This window comes from Ferrovibrio sp. (assembly GCF_041906005.1).
GTDB lineage: Bacteria > Pseudomonadota > Alphaproteobacteria > Ferrovibrionales > Ferrovibrionaceae > Ferrovibrio.
The window spans coordinates 2,688,777-2,714,062 of the sequence record NZ_JAYRJY010000001.1; the positions used below are offsets into that span (position 1 = coordinate 2,688,777).

Sequence of the window (25,286 nt, forward strand, 5' to 3'; positions counted from 1 at the left end):
CTCGTTCCATTTCGCCTTGGGCGGCGCCTGCCGTCCGGCCAGCCCGGTACCCAGCCCCCGATGCTTAAATTTCTCCTGCTGATTCTGGTGATTGCCGCCGTTTGGTATGGCTTTCGCTACGTCAACAAACCCAAACCGCCGGTCGCCCCGCCGGCCCCGCCGCCACAGGTGAAGTCACCGCCCGGCCAGGCCGAGGACCTGGCTCCCTGTCCGGTTTGTGGTGCCTATGTCGCTCCCGGAACGGCGAAATCCTGCGGCCGTGCCGACTGCCCTTATCCGCCTGCCCAGAACTAGGGATTTGCCGCGACATTTTTGGCCTTAAGTCCGGGCTCTCAATGGCTTGACCCCATGGCGGACGGTGGTTAAGGTCCGCGCGTTTTTCGACCACCCCAACGCATAAGGCGAGAGCGCAAAGGATCCTGCGATGGCGCCCACCGGAATCGCCGCGGCTTCGTCGTTCCAGGACCTGATTCTCACCCTGCAGAGCTACTGGGCGCGTCAGGGCTGCCTTCTGCTGCAACCCTATGACATGGAAGTTGGGGCGGGCACTTTCCATCCAGCCACCACCCTGCGTGCACTTGGCCCCGAGCCCTGGAATGCCGCCTATGTGCAGCCGTCGCGCCGGCCCAAGGATGGCCGCTATGGCGACAACCCCAACCGGCTGCAGCATTACTATCAGTTTCAGGTGATCCTGAAGCCGAGCCCGGCCAATGTGCTGGAGCTTTACCTCGGTTCGCTGAAGGCGCTGGGCATCGATCCCGGCCACCACGACATCCGCTTCGTCGAGGACGACTGGGAAAGCCCGACGCTGGGGGCCTGGGGCCTCGGCTGGGAAGTCTGGTGCGATGGCATGGAAGTGACGCAGTTCACCTATTTCCAGCAGGTCGGCGGTTTCGACTGCGACCCCGTCGCGGCCGAGATCACCTATGGCCTGGAACGCCTGGCTATGTATGTGCAGGGCAAGGACAACGTCTACGATCTGGATTTCAATGGCCGCGGCGTGAAATACGGCGAGGTGTTCCACCAGGCCGAACGCGAATTCTCGGCGTATAATTTCGAGCACGCCGATACCGAACAATTGTTTCGTCGCTTTGTCGATGTCGAGAAGGAATGCCACGCCCTGATCGCGCAAGGTCTGGCCCTGCCGGCTTATGACCAGTGCATGAAGGCCAGCCACACCTTCAATCTGCTGGATGCGCGCGGCGTGATCAGCGTTACCGAACGCGCCGCCTATATCGGCCGTGTGCGCGCGCTGGCCAAAGCCTGCTGCGCCCAATGGCTGAGGTCGCGTGGTCACAATGTGGTCGAGGGCGCCTGAGATGCTGGGCGAACTACTGCTCGAACTGCATTCGGAAGAAATTCCCGCGCGCATGCAGCAGCGCGCCGCCGAGGATCTGGCGCGCCTGGTGGGTGATGGCCTGAAGAAAGCCGCGCTGAATGTTGAAAGCATCGCGTCCTATGTCACGCCGCGCCGCTTGGCGCTGGTGGTAAAGGGGTTGCCGCGCATGCAGGCGGACGTGCGCGAGGAAAAGAAGGGGCCGCGCGTCGGTTCTCCCGATGCTGCCGTGCAGGGCTTCCTGCGCGGCGCCGGCCTCGCCTCGCTGGATCAGTGCGAAAAGCGCGACACCGGCAAAGGCGAATTCTGGTTCGCTGTGATCGAGAAGCCGGGCGAGGCCACCACGGAAGCGTTGCTCCGCATCCTGCCTGACGCCCTGGCGCAGTTGCCCTGGCCGAAATCGATGCGCTGGGGTGATCACAGCCTGCGTTGGGTGCGGCCGCTGCATTCGATCATCTGCCTGTTCGAAGGTGAAGTGGTGCCGTTCAAGTTCGGGCATCTTACCGCCGGCGACAGCACGGCAGGCCATCGCTTCCAGGCGCCGGAACGTTTTGCTGTCCGTGATGCCGCCGATTATCTGCGCCGCCTGCGCGCCGCCTATGTCGAACCTGATTTCGCCGCCCGCCGTGCCGCCGTGTTGAAGGATGCGGGCTTTGCCGCCGCCAATGAGGGGCTGGTTCTGGTCGAGGATGCCGGGCTGGCCGATGAGGTGACCGGGCTGGTCGAGCAGCCGGTGGTGCTGCTGGGCCGTATTCCGCAGCAGTTCATGGATGTGCCGCGCGAGGTGCTGACCACCACCATGCGCGCGCACCAGAAGTATTTCGCGCTGAATACCAGAGACGGCCAGTTGGCGCCACGTTTCGTTATTGTCGCCAATACGTTGACCGATGATGGTGGCAAACAGGTGATCGCCGGCAATGAACGCGTGCTGGCCGCGCGTCTGTCGGATGCCAAGTTCTTCTGGGATCAGGATCGCAAGCAGACATTGGAAAGCCGCCTGCCTGCACTGAAGGACATCGTGTTCCACGCCAGGCTGGGCACCGTGGCGCAGAAGGTCGAACGCGTGGAGCGCCTGGCTTACGAGATCGCTGCCGCCCTGCATGCCGATGCCAAGCAGGCGCGCCGCGCCGCCAAACTGGCCAAGGCCGATCTGGTCACCGGTTTGGTCGGCGAATTCCCCGAGCTGCAGGGCATCATGGGCCGTTATTACGCCCTGCATGATGGCGAAGATCCTGTGGTGACCGAGGCGATTGCCCAGCATTATTCGCCGCAGGGTCCGAATGACCGCTGCCCGACCGATCTGGTCGCCGCTTCCGTCGCGCTGGCCGACAAGATCGACATTCTGGCTGGTTTCTTTGCCATCGACGAAAAGCCGACCGGCTCGAAGGATCCTTTCGCACTGCGTCGTGCCGCGCTGGGCGTGATCCGGCTGATACTGGAAAACAGGTTGATCCTGCCGTTGCGGCCGCTGTTCCGCTCGGCGCTGTCGCTGCAGATCGTACAGGCAGACGGGTCGCGCAATGTGGTCGAGGAACTGATGCAGTTCTTCGTCGATCGCCTGAAGGTGCATCTGCGCGAGCAGGGTGTGCGCCATGATCTGATTGCGGCCGTGTTTGCCAAGGGCGGTGACGACGATCTGGTGCGCGTGCTGGCCAAGGTGGATGCGCTGCGCGGTTTCCTGAGCGAGGCCGATGGCGGCAACCTGCTCACGGCCTATCGCCGCGCCAACAACATTGTGCGGGCCGAATTGAAGAAAACGCCCGAGCTGAAACTTGGTGCCGTGGAAAGCAGGCTGATCGCCCAGGACGAAGAGCTGGCGCTGGTTGCCGCTCTGGCCGAGCTGGATCGCGCCGCAGGGAAAACCGAGGACGAAGCGGAATTCCGCCATTATCTCGCCACACTGGCGCGGTTGCGTCAGCCGGTGGACGTGTTCTTCGACAAGGTAACCGTGAATAGCGATGATGCCGCGGTGCGGCGCAATCGCCTGAGTTTGCTTTCGGCCGCGGTCGGAAGCATGGATCGTATCGCCGACTTTTCCCAGATCGAGGGGTGACAGAGCTATGGCCAAGCCGAAGCAGAAGAAAGCCAAGACCAAGCTCAAGGCCAAACCAAAGGCCGCAGCTGCACGCAAGGCCGTGAAGGCCAAGAGCGCCGCGAAAAAGCCGGTCGCGAAGAAAGCTGCCAAAAAACCGGCAGCGAAGAGGAATGCCCCGGTCCGCAAGACTGCGCCGAAGGCGCCGGCTGCCGTAAAGGGCAAGTGGGTCTACAGCTTCGGCGACGGCAAGGCCGAAGGCCGCGCCAACATGCGCGAATTGCTGGGCGGCAAGGGTGCTAACCTGGCCGAGATGTCCAATCTCGGTCTGCCGGTGCCGCCGGGCTTCACCATCACCACCGAAGTCTGCACCGCTTATTACAAGGGCGGCCACAAGTATCCCAAGGAACTGACTGGCCAGGTTGATGCTGCGCTCAGCCGGGTTGAGAAACTGGTCGGCGCCAAGTTCGGCGATGCCAAGATGCCGCTGCTGGTCTCTGTGCGTTCGGGCGCACGCGCCTCGATGCCGGGTATGATGGATACCGTGTTGAATCTCGGCCTCAACGACATCACGGTCGAGGCGCTGGCCAAGCAGTCGGGCAACGAACGTTTTGCCTGGGACAGCTATCGCCGCTTCATCCAGATGTATTCCGATGTGGTGCTCGGCGTCGGCCATGAGCATTTCGAGGAAATCCTCGAAACGCATAAGGAGGAATACGGTCTGGTGCTCGATACCGAGCTGAAGGCCGCCGACTGGAAGCAGCTCGTCGCCGCCTACAAGAAGAAGGTGGAGCAGGAACTGGGCCGGCCCTTTCCGCAGGATGTGCGTGACCAGTTGTGGGGTGCCATCGGCGCCGTGTTTTCCAGCTGGATGAACCAGCGCGCCATCACCTATCGCAACCTGCACCACATCCCGGAATCCTGGGGTACGGCCGTGAACGTGCAGGCCATGGTGTTCGGCAATATGGGCGAAACCTCCTGCACCGGCGTTGCCTTCACCCGCGACCCTTCGACGGGCGAGAAAACCTATTACGGTGAATATCTGATCAATGCCCAGGGCGAGGATGTCGTCGCCGGTATCCGTACGCCGCAGCAGCTCACCAAGTCGGCTCGCCTGGCTGTCGGCAATGACCTGCCGTCAATGGAAGAATCGATGCCGGCCACGTTCAAGCAGCTGGTCGCGGTGTTCCAGAAGCTGGAAAAACATTACCGCGACATGCAGGACATCGAGTTCACCGTCCAGCAGGGCAAGCTGTGGATGTTGCAGACCCGTTCGGGTAAGCGCACCGCCAAGGCCGCGATCAAGATCGCCGTCGACATGGTGAAGGAAAAGCTGATCGGCCAGGCTGAGGCGGTTGACCGTATCGATCCCGCCTCGCTGGACCAGTTGCTGCATCCGACGCCGGACCCGAAGGCCGAACGCAAGGTGATTGCCAAGGGTCTGGCCGCTTCGCCGGGCGCCGCTTCGGGCAAAGTGGTCTTCCTGGCTGACGAAGCCGAGGCCATGGCCCATAAGGGCGAAGCCGTCATTCTCTGCCGCGTCGAAACCTCGCCCGAAGACATTCACGGCATGCATGCCGCCAAGGGCATTCTCACCGCGCGTGGCGGCACCACCAGCCACGCTGCCGTGGTGGCGCGTGGCATGGGCCGGCCCTGCGTCTCGGGCGCGGGCAGCCTGCGCATCGATTACAATGCGGGCCGCATGACCATCGGCGATCTGGTCGTCAACAAGGGTGACGTGATCACCATCGACGGCTCCACCGGTGAGGTGATCCTGGGCCTGATGCCGATGATCGAACCGCAATTGTCGGGTGATTTTGGCCAGCTGATGGCCTGGGCCGACAAGCTGCGCAAGCTTAAAGTCCGCACCAATGCCGAGACGCCAGCCGACGCCGAGACGGCGGTGCGCTTCGGCTGCGAAGGCATCGGCCTGTGCCGCACCGAGCACATGTTCTTCGATGCCGACCGCATCACGGCCGTGCGCGAGATGATCCTCTCGGACAATGTCGAGGGCCGGAAGAAGGCGCTTGCCAAGATCCTGCCGATGCAGCGCGAGGATTTCGTGCAGCTCTTCAAGATCATGGCCGGCCGGCCGGTCACGATCCGCCTGCTCGATCCGCCGCTGCATGAATTCCTGCCCAAGACCGAGGCTGATTTCGACGCCGTCGCCAAGGGTACGGGGTTGAGCGTGGCTGCGCTGAAGGAGCGCAAGAAGGCGCTGGAGGAGACCAACCCGATGCTCGGCCATCGCGGCTGCCGCCTCGGTATCAGCTATCCGGAAATCTACGAGATGCAGGCCCGTGCCATTTTCGAGGCGGCGGTGCAGGTCTCCAAGGCTGGCGGCAAGCCGGTCGAGCCGGAAGTGATGATCCCGCTGGTTGCCACCAAGGCCGAGATCGACATCCTGAAAGGCCGTGTCGATGCCGTTGCCGCCGCCGTGTTCAAGGAGCAGGGCAAGAAGGTGAAGTATCTGGTCGGTACCATGATCGAGCTGCCGCGTGCCGCCCTGCGTGCTGCCGAGATCGCCGAAACCGCCGAGTTCTTCTCCTTCGGCACCAACGACCTGACCCAGACCACGCTCGGCATCAGCCGCGATGACTCGGCGCTGTTCATGGAAGACTACCTGAAGGCCGGCATCTTCGAACGCGATCCGTTTGTCAGCATCGACCAGTCAGGCGTTGGCGAACTGGTGCAGATCGCGGCTCAGCGCGGTCGCGGCACCCGCAAGGATATCAAGCTTGGCATCTGTGGCGAGCATGGCGGCGACCCGTCGTCGGTGCGCTTCTGCCACAAGGCCGGCCTGGATTATGTGTCCTGCTCGCCTTATCGCGTGCCGATCGCCCGCCTGGCCGCTGCCCAGGCCGCGATCAGCGAGGAAAAGGCCAGCGAAGCCTGATCCCAGCGATCCGAGAAAACAAAAAAGGCCGGGCATTATGCCCGGCCTTTTTTATTGTTTGTGGGTGCCGAGCCTTACTCGATCGTGATCTTCGGCATGCGGCTGGCGCCGGCCTCGCGATCCAGCTTTTCGGCCACCTTTGCGGCAATAGCGCGGTAGGCTTTGGCCTCCTCGCTGTCGGGCTGGGAGGCCACGATCGGCGCGCCGCCATCTGAGGTTTCGCGGATCGCGATGTTGAGCGGCAATTCGCCCAGGAAGTCGCAGCCCAGTTCCTCGGCCGTCCTGCGCGCGCCGCCATGGGCGAAGATTTCACTGCGGTGGCCGCAATTGGGGCAGCAGAAATAGCTCATGTTTTCGACGATGCCGAGGACCGGCACGTCGACGCGGCGGAACATGTTCAGGCCCTTGCGCGCATCCAGCAGAGCGATGTCCTGTGGAGTGGAGACGATCACCGCCCCGGCCAGGGGCACGCGCTGGGCCATCGTGAGCTGTGCGTCGCCGGTGCCGGGTGGCATGTCGACCACCAGCACATCGAGTTCGCCCCAGGCCACGTCGCGCAGCATCTGTTCCAGCGCGCTCATCACCATCGGGCCGCGCCAGATCATCGGCGTGTCTTCCGGTACCAGGAAGCCCATCGACATGCAGGGAATACCCCAACCCTGCAGGGGGTGCAGCCGTTTGCCGTCCGGGGAATGCGGCTTGCCGGTAATGCCCATCATGCGCGGCAGCGACGGGCCGTAGATATCGGCATCCAGCAGGCCAACTTTCTTGCCGCCCTGTGCCAGCGCCAGGGCCAGATTGACGGCGGTGGTGGATTTGCCGACACCACCCTTGCCCGAGGCGACAGCGATGATCGACCTGATGCCGGGAATGGCCGGTCGGGGGCCGACTTCGGGGGCAGCGCCGGGTTTCCGGGCGGGGGCATGGCTGTGGCCATGATCGTGCGCATGCGCATGACTGTGGGGGGCGGTCGCCGGCTGGTTCTTGGCACCCTGGCGTTCGGCGGTGAGGACCACGGTGGCCGACGTCACGCCGGGCAGCTTCGCCACCGCCTGCTCACAGGCCTTGCGCAAAGGCTCCTTCGCCGCACCGATGCGGGGATCCACCTCCAGCACGAAGCCGATATTGCCACCCTTGATGACAAGTCCGGCAACCATGCCGAGTTCGACCACATTCTTGCCATGATCGGTGTCTACCACACCGCGCAGCGCGTCCATGATCTGCGCTTCCGTCACCCCGGTCATGCTTGAAATCCCTGTAAACGTTCCAATATTGTCGGCTGTTGGCAGGCGAAAGGGCTATTGTGCCGTGCGGGTGATATATCGCGATGGCGCGGCAACGGCAATTCGCCGGCCAAAAGGTAAACAGGTTTGAGGCACAAGGCCGGGTGGCACAGCCATTCCGGCAGGGCAGGGGGATGGCGGATCACGGGTGATCCAGCACCAACCAGCCCGGCACAGAAGGACAACAGGATGCCCTGGAGCAATCAAGGTGGCGGATGGCAAGGCGGCGGCGGTGGTCGCGGGCCCTGGGGGCAGGGACCACGTGGCAACGGCCCGTCAGGCCCCGGTGGTGGCGGCTTCGGTGGCCCCAATCCGCCCAACCTGGAAGACATCCTCCGCAAGGGGCAGGACAAGTTCCGTAATCTTATGCCCGGCGGCGACGTTTCCGGTCGTGGCATCCTGCTGTTGATTCTGGTCGCCCTGGCGATCTGGCTGGGCACCGGCTTCTACCGCGTCGATACCGACGAGCAGGGCGTGGTGCTGCGCTTCGGCAAGGTGCATTCCGTCACCGAACCTGGCCTGCGTTACCGCCTGCCCTGGCCGGTCGACAGCGTGCTGACGCCCAAGGTCACCACCGTCAACCGCGAGGAAATCGGTTTCCGCAGCCTGGGCGATTCTCCCACCCGCGGCGCGCAGCAGCGCGACGTGCCGGAAGAAAGCCTGATGCTGACCGGCGACGAGAATATCGTCGACATCGATTTTACCGTGCTGTGGCAGGTGAAGGATGCCGGCCAGTATCTGTTCAACGTGGTGGATCCTTCCCGCACCATCAAGCAGGTGGCCGAAAGCGCCATCCGCGAAGTGGTCGGCAAGAACAACATCCAGTTCATCCTGACCGAGGGCCGCACCAAGATCGCCGACGACACCCGTCGCGTTATGCAGGCGGTGCTTGACGGCTACAATGCCGGCGTGGTGATCACCCAGGTCGCCCTGCAGCGCACCGAGCCCCCGGCTTCGGTTATCGATGCCTTCCGTGACGTGCAGGCGGCCCAGGCCGACCGCGAGCGCGCCCAGAACGAGGCGGAAGCCTACCGCAACGACATCATCCCGCGTGCCCGCGGCGAGGCGCAGCGTCTGTTGCAACAGGCTGAAGCCTACAAGCAGGAAGTGATCGCCAATGCCCAGGGTGATGCCAGCCGCTTCACCCAAGTCTACAACGAATACCGCCTGGCCAAGGATGTGACCACCAAGCGCATGTACCTAGAGACCATGGAACAGCTGCTGCGTGGCACCAATAAGGTGATCATCGACGGGCATAGTGGCCAGGGCGTGCTGCCGTATCTGCCTTTGCCCGAGCTGCAGAAAAAGCAGCCGCAGCAGTCACAGCAGCGCTGAGGAGGATGCCATCATGAACCGCACGCTCCTCACCGTTGCCGCCATCGTCGTGGTCGCCGCCGGTTTCCTGCTCAAGGCGTCGCTTTTCACCGTGCATCAGGCCCAGCAGGCTCTGGTGGTGCAGTTCGGCGATCCGCGCCGGGTCATCACCGAGCCGGGCCTGAATGTGAAGATTCCGCTGATCCAGGACGTGGTCTATTTCGACAAGCGCATCCTCGGCCTTGATGCCCAGCCGGAAGAAATCCTCACCACCGACCAGCGTCGTCTGGTGGTGGACAGCTTCGTGCGCTATCGCATCACCAATCCGTTGCTGTTCTATCAGACCGTTCGCAACGAGCTTGGATTGCGCGGCCGCCTGGCGCCCAGCGTGGCCAATGCCTTCCGTGGCGCCTTCGGCAAGCTGGATGCCACTACGATCATCTCTGGTGACCGTCCGTCGGCGATGCAGCAGGTGACCACGACACTACAGGAAGACTCCCGTCGCCTGGGTATCGAGCTGGTCGACGTGCGCATCAAGCGGGCTGATTTCCCCGATACGATCGGCCAGGCGATTTTCCGCCGCATGCAGACCGAGCGTCAGCGCGAGGCTAACGAACAGCGTGCCACCGGTTTTGAGCTGGCGGAAAAGATCCGGGCCGAGGCCGAACGCCAGCGTACCGTCTTGCTGGCCGATGCGCGTCGGCGTTCGGAAATCCTGCGTGGCGAAGGCGACGCCGAGCGGACCAAGATTTTTGCCGAGGCGGCGAACAAGGATCCGGAGTTCTATGGTTTCTACCGTTCGCTGCAGGCCTATACCAAGGCCCTGCAGCAAGGCGATACCACCATGGTGCTGTCGCCGGATTCCGAGTTCTTCCGCTATTTCGAAAGCCCGACCGGCGCGCCGCGCCGGCCCCAGCGCTAGAGCCTGTTGCGATCGCCGCCAGTGTGCGGCGTGGAGGTAAGTCATGAATGCCATGTTGCATACCCGCCTGGTCCGTGCCGGCCTGATCCGTACCGGCACGGCGCTGGCGGCAGCGTTGTTCGTCGTCATCGGCCTGGCCGCTGCCGCGCAGGCACGGCCGCCGGAGGGCGATTTCGCTGATCTGGCTGAGCGGCTGCTGCCGTCGGTGGTGAATATCTCAACCACCCAGACGGTGCAGAATCGCGGTGGCCTGCCCGAAGGCATGCCGCAATTCCCGCCGGGCTCGCCGTTTGAGGATTTCTTCAAGGAATTCTTCGACCGCCAGCAGCGTGGCGAGGGCAATCGTCCGCCGCGCCAGGTCTCGTCGCTGGGCTCGGGCTTCATCGTCGATGCGCGCGGCTACGTGGTGACCAACAATCACGTGATCGCCGAGGCCGACCAGGTTCGCGTCATCCTGCACGACAACACCGAGCTGGAAGCCAAGGTGGTGGGCCGCGATCCCGAGGTCGACATCGCCGTATTGAAGATCGAGATGAAGAACGGCCGCCAGCTCAGCGCGGTGCAATGGGGCGATTCCGATAAGATCCGCGTCGGCGAATGGACGCTGGCGATCGGCAACCCCTTCGGCCTGGGCGGCACCGTCACCGCCGGCATCGTCTCGGCGCGCGGCCGCGACATCAATGCCGGCCGCTACGACGACTTCCTGCAGACCGATGCCTCGATCAACAAGGGCAATTCCGGCGGTCCGCTGTTCGACAAGAACGGCAATGTGATCGGCATCAACACCGCGATTTTCTCGCAGACCGGCGGCTCGATCGGCATCGGTTTCGCCGTGCCGGCCAATCTGGCCAAACCGGTCGTGCAGCAGCTGATCGAGTTTGGCCGCACCAAGCGCGGCTGGCTCGGCGTGCAGATCCAGTCGGTGACCGACGAGATGGTCGAGGCGCTGGGCCTGCAGCAGGCGCGCGGCGCGCTGGTGGCCAAGGTTGTGCCCGGCGGCCCGGCGCAGAAGGCCGGCATCGATTCCGGCGACGTGATCGTCAGCTTCGACGGCAAGGCGATTGGCACCACCAACGCGCTGACCCGCAGCGTGGCGGAAACACCGGTCGGCAAGACGGTCAATGTCGACATCATGCGCAAGGGCAAGAAGCAGACCGTGAAGGCCACGCTGGGCGAACTGGAAGCCGCCATGGCTTCGGCCAAGGCCGAAAACAGCCAGAAGGCCGATGCCAACCGCGCCAAGCCCGGCCGCAACGAAACCGAACTGGCCGATCTGGGCGTGCGCGTCGCGCCGCTGACCAAGGAACTGCGCCAGAAGCACGACATCAAGGACGATGTGAAGGGCGTGGTGGTCACCGACGTCGACCCGGAAGGTCCGGCCGCCAAGCGCGATGTGCGCGTGGGCGATGTGATCATCGAGATGGCGCAGTCGGAAGTGCGCAATCCTGACGATGCCGTCGAAATGCTCAAGGCCCTGAAGGATGCCAAGCGCAAGGTGGCCTTGCTGCAGATCCAGCGCGGCGGCGAGCCGCGCTTCGTGCCGGTGCCCTTGAAGTCGTAAAAGGGTATCGCAGCCAAAAGAAAAGGCCGGCTTCTCAGCCGGCCTTTTTCATTTCAGTCTATGAGGCGTTCAGCCGATCTCGGCCGCGTTCTGCACGATCTTGCCAACCAGGCCGTATTCCACGGCCTGCTCCGCGCTCATCCAGTAATCGCGGTCGGTATCCTTCTCGATCCGCTCGATCGGCTGGCCGGTCTCGCGGGAAAAGATCTCGTTCAGCCGCTTGCGCATGCGGATGATTTCCTTGGCCTGGATCGCCACGTCCGATGCCGTGCCGCCGGCGCCGCCCGACGGCTGGTGCAGCAGGAAGCGGGTATTGGGCAGCGAGAAGCGGTTTTCCTTCTTGGCCGCGGCATAGATTAGCGCGCCGGCCGAGGCGACCCAGCCCGTGCCTACCACGCGCACCTCGGGCTTCACGAACTTGATCATGTCATAGATCGTGTCGCCGGATTCGACGTGGCCGCCCTGGCTGTTGATGAAGATGGTGATCGGCTCGTCGCCGGCGGCCTGCAGGGCCAGCAGGCGGGCCGAGACTTCCTTGGCGATTTTCTGGTCGATGCCGCCATAGATCAGGATGGTGCGGGCCTTGAACAGCCGCTCCTCGATGCCGGGCGACTTGTCCTTCGCCTTGGCCTCGGCGTCGCCGTTCTTTTCCGGCTGGTCGGGCTCGTCGTCCAGGTGGGTGATGCGATTCAGCATGCCAGAAGGTTCCTTACAGGCTTTCGACTCGTGATCTCATTTTTCCCACGGGGTGGGAGGGGGTGCAAGGCTCAGGGGCCGGCGGTGGCGCGAGATGCTCGCCGGGCGCTAGGCAGGACCCGGCCTTTTCCGCTACGCTCCGGCCGGTTTTCCGCCTCCCTTAAAGAAAGGTCGCGTCATGCTGAAAGGCAAGTCCGCCGTCGTCACCGGTTCCACCAGCGGCATCGGCCTCGGGATCGCCCGGGCGCTGGCCGGGCAGGGCGTCAACGTGATGCTGAACGGCTTTGGCGACGCGGCCGCCATCGAGAAGATCCGCGCCGGTCTGGCCGCGGAAACCGGCGTGAAGGTGCTCTATGACGGCGCCGACATGTCCGACGGCGCCGCCGTCGCCGCCCATGTGAAAAAGGCCGAGGATGCCTTTGGCGGCGTCGACATCCTGGTCAACAATGCCGGCATCCAGTTCGTCTCGGCGGTGGACGAATTCCCCGAGGCCAAGTGGCATGCGATCCAGAACATCATCCTGAATTCCACCTTTCACGCGACCAAGGCGGCCCTGCCGGGCATGAAGCAGAAGAACTGGGGCCGGGTGATCAACCTGGTCTCGGCCCATGGCCTGGTCGCCTCGCCGTTCAAGTCGGCCTATGTGTCGGCCAAACACGGCCAGATCGGCTTCACCAAGTCGGTCGCGCTGGAAGTGGCCGAGACCAACATCACGGTGAACGCGATCTGCCCGGGCTATGTGCGCACGCCGCTGGTGGAAGGCCAGATCGAGGATCAGGCCAAGGTGCACAACATGCCGCGCGACCGCGTGGTGCGCGAGGTGATCCTGGCCTCGCAGCCGAACAAGCGCTTCATCGAGATCGAGGAAGTGGCGGCGCTGGCCCTGTTCCTGTGCGGCGAGATGGCGAAATCCATCACCGGCACGGCGATTGCCATCGATGGCGGCTGGACGGCGCGGTAAGCGAAAAATGAGCTCGTGGATGCTCGGGCCAAGCCCGAGCATGACGGTTTTTATCTAAAAGCTCGTTCCTAATAAATCGTCATGGCCGGGCTTGTCCCGGCCATCCACGTCTTGCGTCACCGCCCGAAAATCTCGTCGCGGCGGTAGCCCTGCGCATAGAGCAGCGCGGTGAGATCGCCGTGGCGGATGTTGAAGCGGGCTGCTTCCTGCACCTTCGGCTTGGCATGGAAGGCAATGCCCAGGCCCGCCGCGCCCAGCATCGCGAGGTCGTTGGCGCCGTCGCCCACCGCAATGCAGTCTTCCGTGCCGATGCCTTTCTCGCGCGCCACGCGCTGCAGGGCCTCCAGCTTGGCCTCGCGGCCGAGGATCGGCTCACGGATGCCGGCGATGGCGTCGTTTTCCAGGATCAGGTGGTTGGCCTGCTGTTCGTCGAAGCCGAGCTGCTGCGCAATCGGCTGCGTGTAGTAGTCGAAGCCGCCCGAGACCAGCGCGCAATGCACGCCATTCTGCTTCAGCGTGGCGACCAGCGCGGCGGCGCCGGGCATCAGCTTGATGCGCTCGGCGGCCTTGTCGAGCAGGCTGGCCGGCTGGCCGCGCAAAAGGCCCACGCGCTCACGGATCGCTTCGTAGAAATCGAGTTCGCCATTCATGGCGCGGCGGGTGATCTCGGCCACGCGATCGCCGATATCGGCGAGGAAGGCGATCTCGTCCAGCATCTCGTTGCGGATGATGGTCGACTCCATATCGGCCACCAGCGCCTTTTTGCGCCGATTCTCCGGGCGCATCACCAGCACGTCCACCGGCGTGGCGCGCAGCGCGGTGCGGGCGGCCCTGGCGGCCTCGTCGGGCGCCACGTTGTCGAAGGGGATGTCGCAGGCGATGCCGGGTTCCAGCCAGTCGGCGGGACCGACCTTGCCGCGGGCCAGGGCGAGGGCGTCGCGCACGGCATTCGCCACCCGGGGCGTCAGCACGGCATTGTGGGGCGCGGTGATCAGGGTGAGAATGTTTTGCATCCGCCTGTTCTAGGGCTGTAGAAGGGGCGGCGCAACCCGCCCTTCATGTCATCCGCCCGCCATCCCGCCCGTCATGGATACCCGTCACCCCCCCGTCATCCTGCTCGCCGGCCCCACCGCCAGCGGCAAGTCGGCGCTTGGCCTCAGCCTGGCCGAGAAAATCGGCGGCACGGTGATCAATGCCGACAGCATGCAGGTCTACCGCGACCTGCGCATCCTCACCGCCCGGCCGACCGACGAGGAAATGGCCCGGGTGCCGCACCGGCTCTATGGCGTGCTGGATGGTGCGGTGCACGGCACGGCGGCCCTGTGGCGTGAGATGGCGCTGGATGCCATTGGAGAAGCGATCAGCGCTGGCCGGCTGCCCATCCTGCTGGGTGGCACGGGATTGTATCTGAAGGCGCTGACCGAAGGGCTGGTCGACCTGCCGCCGATCCCGGAGGAAGCGCGCAACGAAGCGCGGCAGCGGCTTGAGCGGGATGGCCCCGCCGGCCTGCATGCCGCGCTGGCCGCCATCGATCCGGCCATGGCCGGCCGGCTGAAGCCCGGCGACAGTCAGCGGCTGGTGCGGGCCTACGAGGTGAGGATCGGCACCGGACGCTCCCTTGCCGAATGGCAGGCCGGTTCGGCGGCGCCGCCTTTGCCCAATCCGGTCTATCGCCTGCTGCTGCGGCCACCCCGGGCGGCGCTCTATGCCCGGATCGACCGGCGCTTTGAGGCGATGATCAAGGCCGGCGCACTGGACGAGGCGCAGGCCTTCCGGGGCCGCAGTGACGTGCCGGCCGATGCCCCGATCCGCAAGGCCCATGGATTACCTGAGTTGATTCAATATCTTGAGGGAAAAATCAGTCTCGACGAGGCGATCCGGATCGGCCAGCTCAACACCCGCCATTACGCCAAGCGGCAGACCACCTGGTTCCGGCATCAGTTCCCAGCCGACCGGGTTGTGGAAAATGATGTTTCCGGGCAAGAAAATTTCAACCCAGAGGCAGAAATCTTTCCAAACATTGTGGAATACCTATTGACCGTGCGCGGAGGGGCCGTTTAGGTTGGCGCGCTTTTAAACGGCCGGAGCGCCTATGTTCCGGCCGATTTTCGTCTCCCGCAGCAGGTTTTCAGGGGAAGAGTGATGCAGTCCGGAGCGCAGGCCGCGCCGACCCAGCAAATGAGCGGCGCCGAAATCGTGATCAAGGCCCTGATCGATCAGGGCGTCGAGGTCGTATTCGGCTATCCGGGCGGCGCCGTCCTTCCCATCTATGACGCGCTGTTCAAGCAGAACGCCATCCGTCACATCCTGGTGCGGCACGAGCAGGGTGCGGTTCACGCGGCGGAAGGTTATGCCCGCTCCACCGGCAAACCCGGCGTGGTGCTGGTCACCTCGGGGCCCGGCGCCACCAACGCCGTGACCGGTCTGACCGATGCGCTGCTGGATTCGATTCCGCTGATCTGCCTGACCGGTCAGGTCGCCACCCATCTGGTCGGCACCGATGCTTTCCAGGAATGCGACACCACCGGCATCACCCGGCCATGCACCAAGCATAATTACCTGGTGAAGAACGTCGACGATCTTGCCCGTGTGGTGCACGAGGCTTTCTATGTCGCCACCAACGGCCGGCCCGGCCCGGTGGTGATCGACCTGCCCAAGGACGTGCAGGTCGCGCCGGGGCGTTACACCGCCAAGGACAATATCCGCCACAAGACCTATCGCCCGCGCGTGGATGGCGACGAGGCCAAGATCAAGGAAACCGTCGCGCTGATGGCCGCGGCCGAACGCCCGATCTTCTATACCGGGGGCGGCATCATCAATGCCGGTCCGCGCGCGTCCGAGCTGCTGCGTGAATTCGTCAAGCTGACCGGTTTCCCGATCACCAACACGCTGATGGGGCTGGGCGGCTATCCCGCCACCGACAAGCAGTTCCTCGGCATGCTGGGCATGCATGGCACCTGGGAAGCCAACCACGCCATGCACGATTGCGACGTGATGATCGCCATCGGCGCCCGTTTCGATGACCGTATCACCGGCCGTCTGAACGCCTTCTCGCCGGGATCGAAGAAGATTCATGTCGATATAGACCCGTCTTCGCATAACAAGACCGTGAATTGCGATATCGCCATCGTCGGCGATGCCTGCCGCGTGCTGGAACAGATGATCGCGGCCTGGAAGCAGGGTGGTTACAAGCCGAAGCAGAAGGCGCTCGACAAATGGTGGGCGCAGATCGACCAGTGGCGCGCCCGCGACTGCCTGAAGTTCAAGCAGGACGACAAGATCATCAAGCCGCAATATGCCATCCAGCGGCTTTATGAATTGACCAAGGATCGCGATACCTTCATCACCACCGAAGTCGGCCAGCACCAGATGTGGGCCGCCCAGTTCTACAAGTTCGACAAGCCGAACCGCTGGATGACCTCGGGTGGTCTGGGCACCATGGGCTATGGCCTGCCTGCCGCCATCGGCGTGCAGCTCGGCCATCCTGGCAAGCTGGTGGTGGATATTGCCGGCGAGGCTTCGATCCTGATGAACATTCAGGAGCTGGGTACGGCGGCGCAGTTCCGCCTGCCGGTTAAGGTGTTCATCCTCAACAACGAATACATGGGCATGGTGCGCCAGTGGCAGCAACTGCTGCATGGTGGCCGCTACTCGCAGAGCTATTCGGAATCGCTGCCTGATTTCGTCAAGCTGGCCGAGGCTTTCCATTGCACCGGCCTGCGCTGCACCAGCCCGGCCGACCTCGACGGCGTGATCAAGGAGATGATTGCCATTGATGGCCCGGTGGTGGTGGATGTCGCCGTCGACAAGGCGGAGAACTGCTTCCCGATGGTGCCCTCGGGCGCCGCGCATAACGAGATGATCCTGGCTGACGACAAGCCGGCTGACCCCAACAATGCCACCGTCAGCGAAGACGGCATGGCCCTGGTCTGATCGCCGGATAACGAAAAGAGAGTTCCGTCCCATGCCTGCGCCGCAGCAGCCGATCCAGTCCCATATCCTCTCCGTGCTGGTGGATAACGAACCCGGCATTCTCGCCCGCGTGGTCGGCCTGTTCTCGGGCCGTGGCTACAATATCGAGAGTCTCACCGTGGCCGAGGTCTCGGATGCAGCACACTTGTCGCGCATCACGGTGGTCACCTCCGGCCCTGCCCAGGTGATCGACCAGATCAAGGCCCAGCTCGGCCGTCTCGTGCCGGTGCACAGCGTGCACGACCTGACCGTGGAAGGCCCGCATGTGGCGCGCGAACTGGCGCTGATCAAGGTGGCCGGCACTGGCGAGAAGCGCGTGGAATCCCTGCGCATCGCTGATATTTTCCGCGCCCGCGCGGTCGATTCCACCATCGAGTCCTTCATCTTCGAGTTGACCGGCGCGCCCGAGAAGATCACGGCCTTCATCGAACTGATGAAACCGCTGGGTCTGATCGACGTGTCGCGTACCGGCGTGGTGGCGATCAGCCGCGGGCCGAAACCTCTCTGAACGATTCCATAAACAACGACGCAGTCCCGAGGAGAAATATCATGCGCGTTTACTACGACCGCGATGCGGACCTGAACCTGATCAAGGGCAAGAAGGTTGTCATCGTCGGCTATGGCAGCCAGGGCCATGCCCATGCGATGAACCTGAAGGACAGCGGCGTGAAGAATATCGCCGTCGCCCTGCGCAAGGGCTCGGCCGGCGTGAAGAAGGCTGAAGAGGCCGGCTTCAAGGTTATGACACCCACCGAGGCCGCCAAGTGGGCCGACGTCGTCATGGTGCTGACCCCCGATGAGGGCCAGGCCGACCTGTGGAACAACGACCTCAAGGACAACATGAAGGAAGGCGCCGCGCTTGCCTTCGCTCATGGCCTGAACATCCACTTCAACCTGATTGAGCCGCGCAAGGACCTCGACGTGTTCATGATCGCGCCGAAGGGCCCGGGTCACACGGTGCGTTCGGAATACCTGAAGGGTGGCGGTGTGCCGTCGCTGGTCGCCGTGCACCAGAACGCCTCGGGCAACGCGCTCGAAATCGCGCTGTCCTACGCCTCGGCCAATGGCGGCGGCAAGGCCGGCATCATCGAGACCACTTTCCGCGAGGAATGCGAGACCGATCTGTTCGGCGAGCAGGCCGTGCTGTGCGGCGGTCTGGTCGAGCTGATCAAGGCCGGTTACGAGACGCTGGTGGAAGCCGGCTACGCGCCCGAGATGGCCTATTTCGAGTGCCTGCATGAAGTGAAGCTGATCGTCGACCTGATCTACGAAGGCGGCATCGCCAACATGAACTACTCGATCTCGAACACGGCCGAGTATGGCGAGTACGTCACCGGCCCGCGCATTATCACCCCGGAAACCAAGGCCGAGATGAAGCGCGTTCTGGACGATATCCAGTCGGGCCGTTTCACCCGCAACTGGATGCTGGAAAACAAGGTGAACCAGACCTCGTTCAAGGCTACCCGCGCTAAGATGGCCGCGCATCCGATCGAGGAAGTGGGCGCCAAGCTGCGCGCCATGATGCCGTGGATTTCGAAGAACAAGCTGGTCGACAAGGCCCGCAGCAACTAAAGGATCGCAAACTAAGTCTGCGACAACGTTGCGTCAGCGGCCGCCGGAGCGATCCGGCGGCCGTTTTTCTTTGTGACCGCGCCGGCGCTTTGCCTATGATCGCCGCATAAGCAGGAGGAAACGATATGGCAAAGGTACTGGTCGCCGGCGTGGGCATGATCCCGTTCGCCAAGCCGGGCAGCAGCAAATCCTATGGCGAGATGGGCGCCGAGGCCGGCCAACTCGCGCTCAAGGATGCCGGCATCGGCTATGATGCCGTGCAGCAGGCCTATGCGGGCTATGTCTATGGCGACAGCACCTGCGGCCAGAAGGCGCTCTACCGCATTGGCATGACCGGCATCCCGGTCGTCAACGTCAACAACAATTGCTCGACCGGTTCCACGGTGCTGTTCCTGGCGCGGCAGGCGATCCAGAGCGGCGCGGCCGATTGCGTGCTGGCGCTGGGGTTCGAGCAGATGAAGCCCGGCGCTCTGGGCTCGGTCTATGTCGATCGCCCCAGCCCGTTTGAGGATTTCGACACGGTCTGCGACGAGATCGTCGGCATGCCCGATGTGCCGCTGGCCCTGCGCTATTTCGGCGGCGCGGGTCTCAGCCACATGCAGAAATACGGCACCAAACTGGAAACCTTTGCCCGCATCCGTGCCAAGGCCAGCCGCCATGCCAGGAACAACCCGCTCGCCCTGTTCCGCCAGGAGGTCAGCGTCGAGGACGTGATGCAGGCACAGGCGATCTGGCCGGGTGTGATGACACGCCTGATGGCCTGCCCGCCCACCTGTGGCGCGGCGGCGGCCCTGCTGGTCTCGGATTCATTCGCGGCCAGGCACGGCCTGCGTCGTGACGTTGAAATCGCCGCACAGGCGATGACGACCGATTATCCCTCCACCTTCGAGGCGCGTGACATGATGCAGCTGGTCGGCGCCGATATGAGCCGGGCAGCGGCCGACAAGGTCTATGAACAGGCCGGTATTGGTGCAGAGGATTTGGATGTCGTGGAGTTGCATGACTGCTTCGCCCATAACGAACTGATCACCTATGAGGCGCTTGGCCTGTGCGGCCAGGGCGGCGCCGAGGGTTTCGTGCAGGATGGCGATAACACCTATGGTGGCCGGGTCGTCACCAATCCTTCCGGTGGGCTGCTCTCCAAGGGCCATCCGCTTGGCGCCACTGGCCTGGCGCAATGCTACGAGCTGACGCATCAATTGCGCGGCACGGCCGAAGCACGGCAGGTGGAAGGGGCCCGTGTGGCCCTGCAACATAATCTGGGGCTCGGCGGTGCCTGCGTGGTGACGCTGTATCGGCAGGCGTGATGGGGTGTCGCGGCACAAGCCGCTGGCAAGCAGTGGGTGCTTGGCGTAGGCTGGGCTAACAACCCTGGTTGCGCTACCCATGACCGATACCGCCATTCCGCCAGCCGATGGCACGATGTTGAGTCTTGCCCGGGACATGACCCGTGAAGCCTTCTGGCGTGGGACATTCCCCGAGCTCAGCATCCGCGAGCGCCTGAAGGGCACGTTCAGGATCCAGTCGCTGCGCAACGAGCCGGCCATGCTGGCGGCGGAAAGAATGAAGCTGGAGGGCTACTTCCAGGAACGCGACGAGGAACTGGTCGACCTCACCGGCCGCCTCTCGCGTGCCGTCGAACGCTGCGTCGCGCTGAACATCCCGCCGGTGTTCATGTTCCTCTTCGACGAGGCCTGGGCCGCGTTTTACCGCCAGCATCAGTTGATCGCGATGTTTCTGGGGTCCGATTACCAGGTCATGCCGGATTTCTGGGTCTGGCATGTCGATCCCCGTGCCGGCCAGGCCGGCTGGCGGCCACATCGCGACAAGGGCCGCAGAGCCCTGGCGGCCGATGGTTCGCCGCTGTCGCTGACGATGTGGGTACCGCTGAGCGAGGCGTCGCCGCTCAATGGCTGCATGTATATCCTGCCGGCGAACCGCGATCCGGTTTACGGCACGGCCGATGAAGGTGCCCTGCAGGTCGATTACCAGTCGATCCGTGCCCTGCCGGGTCAGCCGGGCGACTTCTTCATCTGGAACCAGGCCGTGCTGCATTGGGGTGCGCAATCTAGCCCCTTCGCCGAGAAGCCGCGCATGAGCATGGCGCTGGAATTCCAGCGCGGCGACATCGCCCCGTTCAATACCCCGTTGCTGGGGACCATGCCGCTGCTGAGCTTCGAAAACCGGCTGAGGCTGGTCGCCAAGCAAATCCTTCAATATGCGCACATGTATCCGCTGCCGCGGGAGATGCAGGCCCTGGCCGAGCAGGTCCTGGCCTAGCCAGGTGGGGCGGGTCCGCCCAAATAATGCCGTTTTTTCAACCTATTGGAGAAATTTCCCGGTAATTCGGGGAATTCACCGACTATTAAGCATGCTGGCCCAGAGTGTAGGCGTTAAGTCCATGTCCCGGCGAAACTTTTCGCCCTTTGATCGAATTGGGCCGAAGCGTGTACACTATGGTTAAAGCACGGAAACTGCGGCAGAATCGGACCACCCGGCGGAAGCTTCTGCCGGATTGCCCGATGAGGGACATGTGACATGAGCGCCACCGGCCAGACGACGCGCGAGCGCGTCATCATTTTCGACACGACTCTGCGCGACGGCGAGCAGTCGCCCGGCGCGTCGATGAACCTGGAAGAGAAACTCAAAATCGCATCCGTGCTGGAAGGCATGGGCGTCGATGTTATCGAAGCGGGTTTCCCGATCGCCTCGAACGGCGACTTCGAGGCCGTCAACGAGATCGCCAAGCGCGTGACGGAATCCACCGTCTGCGGTCTAAGCCGCGCCGGTCGCAAGGATATCGACCGCGCCTGGGAAGCGCTCAAGCCGGCAAAGCGCGCCCGCATCCATACCTTCATCTCCACCTCGCCGCTGCACATGAAATACAAGCTGCAGATGGAGCCCGATGCGGTGCATCAGGCAGTGATCGACAGCGTGAGCTATGCGCGCAATCTGTGTGACGATATCGAGTGGAGCTGTGAAGACGGCACACGCTCGGATCCCGAATTCCTGTGCCGCCTGATCGAGAGTGCGATCAAGGCCGGCGCCACCACGATCAACGTGCCGGATACCGTGGGCTATACCGTGCCGGAGGAATATACCCGGCTGATGCGCTACCTGATCGAGAACATCCCGAACAGCGATAAAGCCAGGTTTTCCGCGCATTGCCATAACGATCTGGGCTTGGCCGTGGCCAACTCGCTGGCTGCCGTGATCGGTGGTGCGCGCCAGGTGGAATGCACCATCAATGGCCTGGGCGAACGCGCCGGCAATGCCGCGCTGGAAGAGATCGTCATGGCCCTGCGCACGCGCGGCGATGCCATGCCGTTCGAAACCGGGATCAAGACCACCGACATCATGAAGGCCTCGCGACTGGTTTCGGCCGTCACCGGTTTCGTCGTGCAACCGAACAAGGCCATCGTCGGCGCAAATGCCTTCGCCCATGAAAGCGGCATCCACCAGGACGGCATGCTGAAACATGCCGGCACATACGAGATCATGATGCCGGAATCGGTCGGCCTGAATCGCTCGACGCTGGTGATGGGCAAGCATTCCGGCCGCCATGCCTTCCGCAAGAAACTGGAAGAACTCGGTTTCACTCTGGCCGACAACCAGCTCAACGATGCTTTCACCCGCTTCAAGGATCTGGCCGATCGCAAGAAGGAGGTCTTCGATGAAGACCTCGTCGCTCTGGTCGACGACACCATGGCGCGCGGCAACGAGCGCATCCGCTTCGTCAGCCTGCAGGTGATCGCCGGATCCAAGGGGCCGCAAAGCGCCGAACTGGAGCTGGAAATCGACGGGGTGGCCAAATCGGTCAAAGCCGCAGGCAACGGCCCGGTGGATGCCACCTTCAATGCCATCAAGGCCCTGTTCCCGCATACGGCGAACCTGCAGCTCTATCAGGTGCATGCCGTGACCCAGGGCACCGACGCCCAGGCCGAGGTGACCGTACGGCTGGAAGAGGGTGGCAAAACCGTGAACGGGCAGGCCGCCGACGCCGATACCCTGGTGGCGAGTTGCCGGGCCTATATCCACGCACTCAACAAGCTGCTGGTGAAGCGGGAAAAGACCGCGCCGGCAGCCCTCAGCGCGTGATGGGATGCTGAATCCGTACCATCCGGCGCGGGGTTGAAAATATGGGGGACTGGGGGTTGCGCTGCACCGGTGCCCGAGGCGATAACGGCGCAACATTTCGTTGGTGAGGATCTTTCTGGATGTTCTCGCGTTTGATGGGTTTTATGTCGGCCGATATGGCCATCGACCTCGGCACGGCCAATACCCTGGTTTACGTCAAGGGCCGCGGCATTGTGCTGAACGAGCCCTCGGTGGTGGCGATCACCAATAATCGCGGCAAGAAGCAGGTTTTGGCAGTCGGCGACGAAGCCAAGCAGATGCTGGGCCGTACGCCGGGCAACATCGAGGCCATTCGCCCGCTGCGCGACGGCGTGATCGCCGATTTCGAGGTGGCGGAGGAAATGATCAAGCATTTCATCCGCAAGGTGCACAATCGCCGCAGCTTCGCCTCGCCGCAGATCATCATCTGCGTGCCGTCGGGCTCCACCGCAGTCGAGCGTCGCGCCATCATGGACTCGGCAGAGTCCGCCGGCGCGCGCCGCGTGTTCCTGATCGAGGAGCCGATGGCTGCCGCGATTGGCGCCGGCCTGCCGGTCACCGAGCCAACCGGCTCGATGGTGGTGGATATCGGCGGCGGCACCACGGAAGTCGCCGTGCTCTCGCTCGGCGGCATTGTCTATTCGCGCAGCGTGCGTGTCGGCGGCGACAAGATGGACGAGGCGATCATCGCCTATATCCGCCGCAATCATAACCTGCTGGTGGGCGAGGCCTCGGCCGAGCGCATCAAGAAGCAGATCGGCTCGGCTGCGCCGCCGGAAGACGGCAACGGCCTTTCGATGGAGATCAAGGGCCGCGACCTGATGAACGGCGTGCCGAAGGAGCTGGTGATCAACCAGCGCCAGATCGCCGAAAGCCTGGCTGAACCGGTTGGCGCCATCGTCGAGGCGGTGAAGGTCGCGCTGGAACATACCGCGCCGGAACTGGCCGCCGATATCGTCGACAAGGGCATCGTGATGACCGGCGGCGGCGCGCTGCTGGGCAATCTGGACCTGGTGCTGCGGCACGCGACCGGCCTGCCGGTTTCGATCGCTGACGAGCCGCTGTCCTGCGTGGCGCTGGGCACGGGCCGCGCGCTGGAAGAAATGAAGACGCTGAAGCACGTTCTGTATAACCCGCCGTACTGATCGGGTACGGCTGCGCGAAGGGTATTGACGGGGGCGTATGGCAAGACGGTCGGGACGCAGCATGTGGATCGCAGCGCCGTTTCGCGCGCTGCTGCAGCGTTTCGCGTTCCTGCTGCTGCTCGCCACTGCCGTTGGCCTCGTGTTGGTCAGCCGTATCGACCGTCCGTTGGTGGAACGCGCCCGCGCCCTGGTCGCCGATATCGTCGAACCTGTGCTGAGCGCGGTGGCACAGCCGGTGGCGGCGGTGAATGCCGTGGTCGGCTGGGTCGATGACATCCTCTTCGTGCATGACGAGAATTTCCGCCTGCGCACCGAGAATGCCCGTCTGCTGCAATGGCAGGAAGTGGCGCGCCGGCTGGAGCAGGATAACGCCGCCTTGCGGCGGCTGCTGGCCGCCGGCCCGGATCTCAGTCAGACCTTCGTGACCGGCCGCGTGATTGCCGATGGCGGTGGTTCTTTCGTGCGCACCGCCCTGCTGAATGTGGGCGCCAAGGATGGCATCAAGAAAGGCCAGGCCGTGATCGGCGAGGGTGGATATGTCGGCCGTGTCGCCGAGGTGGGGTATCGCGCCGCGCGTATCCTGCTACTGACCGATTTGAATTCGCGTCTGCCGGTGATGCTGCAGGAAGGCGGCCATCGCGCCGTGCTGGCCGGCGACAATTCTCCGCTGCCGCGGCTGGAATATCTCTCTGGCGCCGCCAAGCCGGCCATCGGCATGCAGGTGGTCACCTCAGGCGATGGCGGGCAGTTTCCCGCGGGTATTCCGGTCGGGGAAATCGCCGAGATGGATGGTGCCGTGCGCGTGCGTCCGCTGGTCGATCTGGGGCGGCTTGGTTTCCTCCGTGTGATGCAATTCGACGAAACGCGGATCGATGCCGAGGATCCGGCGGCTCAGGTCCTGCCCCTGGCGCCATCGCCGCCTCTGCCACCCAAGGCTCAATAGGAGCGCGCGGGATGTCTGCGCTGCTCCGCCAGGCCAGCCGCCGCATCCGCGCCCTGCTCCCGATCCTGAGCAGTCTGGCGTTGGTTCTGTTCAGCCTCATCCCGGTTGGTCTGCCGCATTTTGACAGTGTCGGCCCCGCCTTTGCGTTGATGGCGGTATTTTACTGGAGCATCTTCCGCTCCGATCTGATGACCATGCTGGGGGCTTTTGCCATCGGCTTGCTGCTCGATCTGCTGAGCGGCGGCCCGCTCGGGCTCAATGCGCTGGTCCTGCTGCTGGCCCACGAGTTGGGCGTATCGCAGCGCCGCGTTTTCCTCGGCTCGTCCTTCCTGGTCAACTGGGCGGCTTTCGCTTTGGTGATCGGTGCGGTGTTGCCGATTTGCTGGGTGCTGGTGTCGCTGCTGCACTGGCAGATGCTGCCGGTCACTCCGCTGGTGACGCAGTTGTTCCTGTCGCTGGCCTGCTATCCGGGAATCTACTGGTTGCTGAGCCGCCTGGAACGGCGCTGGCTGCGCGCTTCCGTCGCGGTGTGACCCG

Annotated in this window: 20 protein-coding genes; 17 read left to right on the forward strand and 3 right to left on the reverse strand. The window is 63.7% G+C overall.

The genetic code is table 11. The features are described 5' to 3' along the window. Window positions 1–439 precede the first annotated feature (439 nt). From ACE3OO_RS13185 to ppdK, 3 genes are all read left to right on the forward strand, one after another. On the forward strand, window positions 440–1,318 hold the full coding sequence (locus ACE3OO_RS13185) for a glycine--tRNA ligase subunit alpha (protein WP_374304693.1): 879 nt from the start codon (window positions 440–442) through the stop codon (window positions 1,316–1,318). A gap of 4 nt (window positions 1,319–1,322) precedes the next feature. Next, complete coding sequence (gene glyS, locus ACE3OO_RS13190; RefSeq protein ID WP_374304694.1) at window positions 1,323–3,389, forward strand: glycine--tRNA ligase subunit beta; 2,067 nt, start codon at window positions 1,323–1,325, stop codon at window positions 3,387–3,389. Between the two features lie 250 nt (window positions 3,390–3,639). Further along, window positions 3,640–6,264 (forward strand): pyruvate, phosphate dikinase, encoded by a 2,625-nt coding sequence (gene ppdK, locus ACE3OO_RS13195; protein ID WP_374304695.1) that lies wholly within the window; start codon window positions 3,640–3,642, stop codon window positions 6,262–6,264. 74 nt (window positions 6,265–6,338) lie between these two features. On the opposite strand, the gene apbC is transcribed toward ppdK, so the two are convergent. Then, complete coding sequence (gene apbC, locus ACE3OO_RS13200) at window positions 6,339–7,508, reverse strand: iron-sulfur cluster carrier protein ApbC (RefSeq protein ID WP_374303612.1); 1,170 nt, start codon at window positions 7,506–7,508, stop codon at window positions 6,339–6,341. Between the two features lie 228 nt (window positions 7,509–7,736). On the opposite strand from apbC, the gene hflK reads away from it, so the two are divergent. Genes hflK through ACE3OO_RS13215 form a run of 3 tightly spaced genes read left to right on the forward strand, consistent with a single transcriptional unit; the run spans window position 7,737 to window position 11,344 of the window. Further along, complete coding sequence (hflK, locus tag ACE3OO_RS13205) at window positions 7,737–8,882, forward strand: FtsH protease activity modulator HflK (protein ID WP_374303614.1); 1,146 nt, start codon at window positions 7,737–7,739, stop codon at window positions 8,880–8,882. A gap of 13 nt (window positions 8,883–8,895) precedes the next feature. Beyond that, window positions 8,896–9,783, forward strand: coding sequence for a protease modulator HflC (gene hflC, locus ACE3OO_RS13210; protein ID WP_374303616.1), 888 nt, complete (start codon window positions 8,896–8,898; stop codon window positions 9,781–9,783). A gap of 43 nt (window positions 9,784–9,826) precedes the next feature. Beyond that, window positions 9,827–11,344: a DegQ family serine endoprotease gene (locus ACE3OO_RS13215; protein ID WP_374303618.1), complete on the forward strand. Its 1,518-nt coding sequence runs from the start codon at window positions 9,827–9,829 to the stop codon at window positions 11,342–11,344. Window positions 11,345–11,413: 69 nt separating this feature from the next. Here the strand turns inward: ACE3OO_RS13215 and ACE3OO_RS13220 are convergent, their stop codons facing one another. After that, the gene (locus tag ACE3OO_RS13220; RefSeq protein ID WP_374303620.1) at window positions 11,414–12,040 is read right to left on the reverse strand and encodes an ATP-dependent Clp protease proteolytic subunit; all 627 of its coding nucleotides are present in this window, start codon (window positions 12,038–12,040) and stop codon (window positions 11,414–11,416) included. 178 nt (window positions 12,041–12,218) lie between these two features. On the opposite strand from ACE3OO_RS13220, the gene ACE3OO_RS13225 reads away from it, so the two are divergent. Further along, the gene (locus ACE3OO_RS13225; RefSeq protein WP_374303622.1) at window positions 12,219–13,001 is read left to right on the forward strand and encodes a 3-hydroxybutyrate dehydrogenase; all 783 of its coding nucleotides are present in this window, start codon (window positions 12,219–12,221) and stop codon (window positions 12,999–13,001) included. 116 nt (window positions 13,002–13,117) lie between these two features. Here the strand turns inward: ACE3OO_RS13225 and serB are convergent, their stop codons facing one another. Next, the gene (serB, locus tag ACE3OO_RS13230; protein WP_374303624.1) at window positions 13,118–14,014 is read right to left on the reverse strand and encodes a phosphoserine phosphatase SerB; all 897 of its coding nucleotides are present in this window, start codon (window positions 14,012–14,014) and stop codon (window positions 13,118–13,120) included. Between the two features lie 73 nt (window positions 14,015–14,087). Here serB and miaA point away from each other — a divergent pair, with 73 nt between their 5' ends. The 10 genes from miaA to mreD all read left to right on the forward strand — a co-directional run bounded on the left by miaA (window position 14,088) and on the right by mreD (window position 25,282). Beyond that, window positions 14,088–15,062, forward strand: coding sequence for a tRNA (adenosine(37)-N6)-dimethylallyltransferase MiaA (gene miaA / locus ACE3OO_RS13235; RefSeq protein WP_374303626.1), 975 nt, complete (start codon window positions 14,088–14,090; stop codon window positions 15,060–15,062). A gap of 81 nt (window positions 15,063–15,143) precedes the next feature. Continuing rightward, complete coding sequence (locus tag ACE3OO_RS13240; protein ID WP_374303628.1) at window positions 15,144–16,934, forward strand: acetolactate synthase 3 large subunit; 1,791 nt, start codon at window positions 15,144–15,146, stop codon at window positions 16,932–16,934. A 31-nt stretch (window positions 16,935–16,965) separates the two neighbouring features. Continuing rightward, window positions 16,966–17,481 (forward strand): acetolactate synthase small subunit, encoded by a 516-nt coding sequence (ilvN, locus tag ACE3OO_RS13245; RefSeq protein ID WP_374303631.1) that lies wholly within the window; start codon window positions 16,966–16,968, stop codon window positions 17,479–17,481. A gap of 41 nt (window positions 17,482–17,522) precedes the next feature. Then, complete coding sequence (gene ilvC / locus ACE3OO_RS13250) at window positions 17,523–18,545, forward strand: ketol-acid reductoisomerase (RefSeq protein WP_374303633.1); 1,023 nt, start codon at window positions 17,523–17,525, stop codon at window positions 18,543–18,545. A gap of 125 nt (window positions 18,546–18,670) precedes the next feature. Then, entirely contained in the window at window positions 18,671–19,852 is a 1,182-nt protein-coding gene (locus tag ACE3OO_RS13255) for a lipid-transfer protein (protein WP_374303636.1), read from the forward strand. A gap of 79 nt (window positions 19,853–19,931) precedes the next feature. Continuing rightward, the gene (locus tag ACE3OO_RS13260; RefSeq protein WP_374303638.1) at window positions 19,932–20,825 is read left to right on the forward strand and encodes a phytanoyl-CoA dioxygenase family protein; all 894 of its coding nucleotides are present in this window, start codon (window positions 19,932–19,934) and stop codon (window positions 20,823–20,825) included. 258 nt (window positions 20,826–21,083) lie between these two features. Then, window positions 21,084–22,643, forward strand: coding sequence for a 2-isopropylmalate synthase (locus ACE3OO_RS13265; protein WP_374303640.1), 1,560 nt, complete (start codon window positions 21,084–21,086; stop codon window positions 22,641–22,643). Window positions 22,644–22,762: 119 nt separating this feature from the next. Continuing rightward, window positions 22,763–23,806, forward strand: coding sequence for a rod shape-determining protein (locus ACE3OO_RS13270; RefSeq protein WP_300297710.1), 1,044 nt, complete (start codon window positions 22,763–22,765; stop codon window positions 23,804–23,806). A gap of 61 nt (window positions 23,807–23,867) precedes the next feature. Then, on the forward strand, window positions 23,868–24,749 hold the full coding sequence (gene mreC / locus ACE3OO_RS13275; RefSeq protein ID WP_374303643.1) for a rod shape-determining protein MreC: 882 nt from the start codon (window positions 23,868–23,870) through the stop codon (window positions 24,747–24,749). 11 nt (window positions 24,750–24,760) lie between these two features. Further along, window positions 24,761–25,282, forward strand: a complete 522-nt coding sequence (mreD, locus tag ACE3OO_RS13280) for a rod shape-determining protein MreD (RefSeq protein ID WP_374303645.1) — start codon at window positions 24,761–24,763, stop codon at window positions 25,280–25,282. The last annotated feature ends 4 nt before the right edge of the window (window positions 25,283–25,286 follow it).

What these genes read in the sequence shown, in the direction of transcription:
- ppdK (WP_374304695.1), top strand. Translation starts at nt 3,640, where the DNA reads ATGCGCGAATTGCTGGGCGGCAAGGGTGCTAACCTGGCCGAGATGTCC.
- apbC (WP_374303612.1), bottom strand. Translation starts at nt 7,508, where the DNA reads ATGACCGGGGTGACGGAAGCGCAGATCATGGACGCGCTGCGCGGTGTG.
- hflK (WP_374303614.1), top strand. Translation starts at nt 7,737, where the DNA reads ATGCCCTGGAGCAATCAAGGTGGCGGATGGCAAGGCGGCGGCGGTGGT.
- hflC (WP_374303616.1), top strand. Translation starts at nt 8,896, where the DNA reads ATGAACCGCACGCTCCTCACCGTTGCCGCCATCGTCGTGGTCGCCGCC.
- ACE3OO_RS13215 (WP_374303618.1), top strand. Translation starts at nt 9,827, where the DNA reads ATGAATGCCATGTTGCATACCCGCCTGGTCCGTGCCGGCCTGATCCGT.
- ACE3OO_RS13220 (WP_374303620.1), bottom strand. Translation starts at nt 12,040, where the DNA reads ATGCTGAATCGCATCACCCACCTGGACGACGAGCCCGACCAGCCGGAA.
- ACE3OO_RS13225 (WP_374303622.1), top strand. Translation starts at nt 12,219, where the DNA reads ATGCTGAAAGGCAAGTCCGCCGTCGTCACCGGTTCCACCAGCGGCATC.
- serB (WP_374303624.1), bottom strand. Translation starts at nt 14,014, where the DNA reads ATGCAAAACATTCTCACCCTGATCACCGCGCCCCACAATGCCGTGCTG.
- miaA (WP_374303626.1), top strand. Translation starts at nt 14,088, where the DNA reads ATGGATACCCGTCACCCCCCCGTCATCCTGCTCGCCGGCCCCACCGCC.
- ACE3OO_RS13240 (WP_374303628.1), top strand. Translation starts at nt 15,144, where the DNA reads ATGCAGTCCGGAGCGCAGGCCGCGCCGACCCAGCAAATGAGCGGCGCC.
- ilvN (WP_374303631.1), top strand. Translation starts at nt 16,966, where the DNA reads ATGCCTGCGCCGCAGCAGCCGATCCAGTCCCATATCCTCTCCGTGCTG.
- ilvC (WP_374303633.1), top strand. Translation starts at nt 17,523, where the DNA reads ATGCGCGTTTACTACGACCGCGATGCGGACCTGAACCTGATCAAGGGC.
- ACE3OO_RS13255 (WP_374303636.1), top strand. Translation starts at nt 18,671, where the DNA reads ATGGCAAAGGTACTGGTCGCCGGCGTGGGCATGATCCCGTTCGCCAAG.
- ACE3OO_RS13260 (WP_374303638.1), top strand. Translation starts at nt 19,932, where the DNA reads ATGACCGATACCGCCATTCCGCCAGCCGATGGCACGATGTTGAGTCTT.
- ACE3OO_RS13265 (WP_374303640.1), top strand. Translation starts at nt 21,084, where the DNA reads ATGAGCGCCACCGGCCAGACGACGCGCGAGCGCGTCATCATTTTCGAC.
- ACE3OO_RS13270 (WP_300297710.1), top strand. Translation starts at nt 22,763, where the DNA reads ATGTTCTCGCGTTTGATGGGTTTTATGTCGGCCGATATGGCCATCGAC.
- mreC (WP_374303643.1), top strand. Translation starts at nt 23,868, where the DNA reads ATGTGGATCGCAGCGCCGTTTCGCGCGCTGCTGCAGCGTTTCGCGTTC.
- mreD (WP_374303645.1), top strand. Translation starts at nt 24,761, where the DNA reads ATGTCTGCGCTGCTCCGCCAGGCCAGCCGCCGCATCCGCGCCCTGCTC.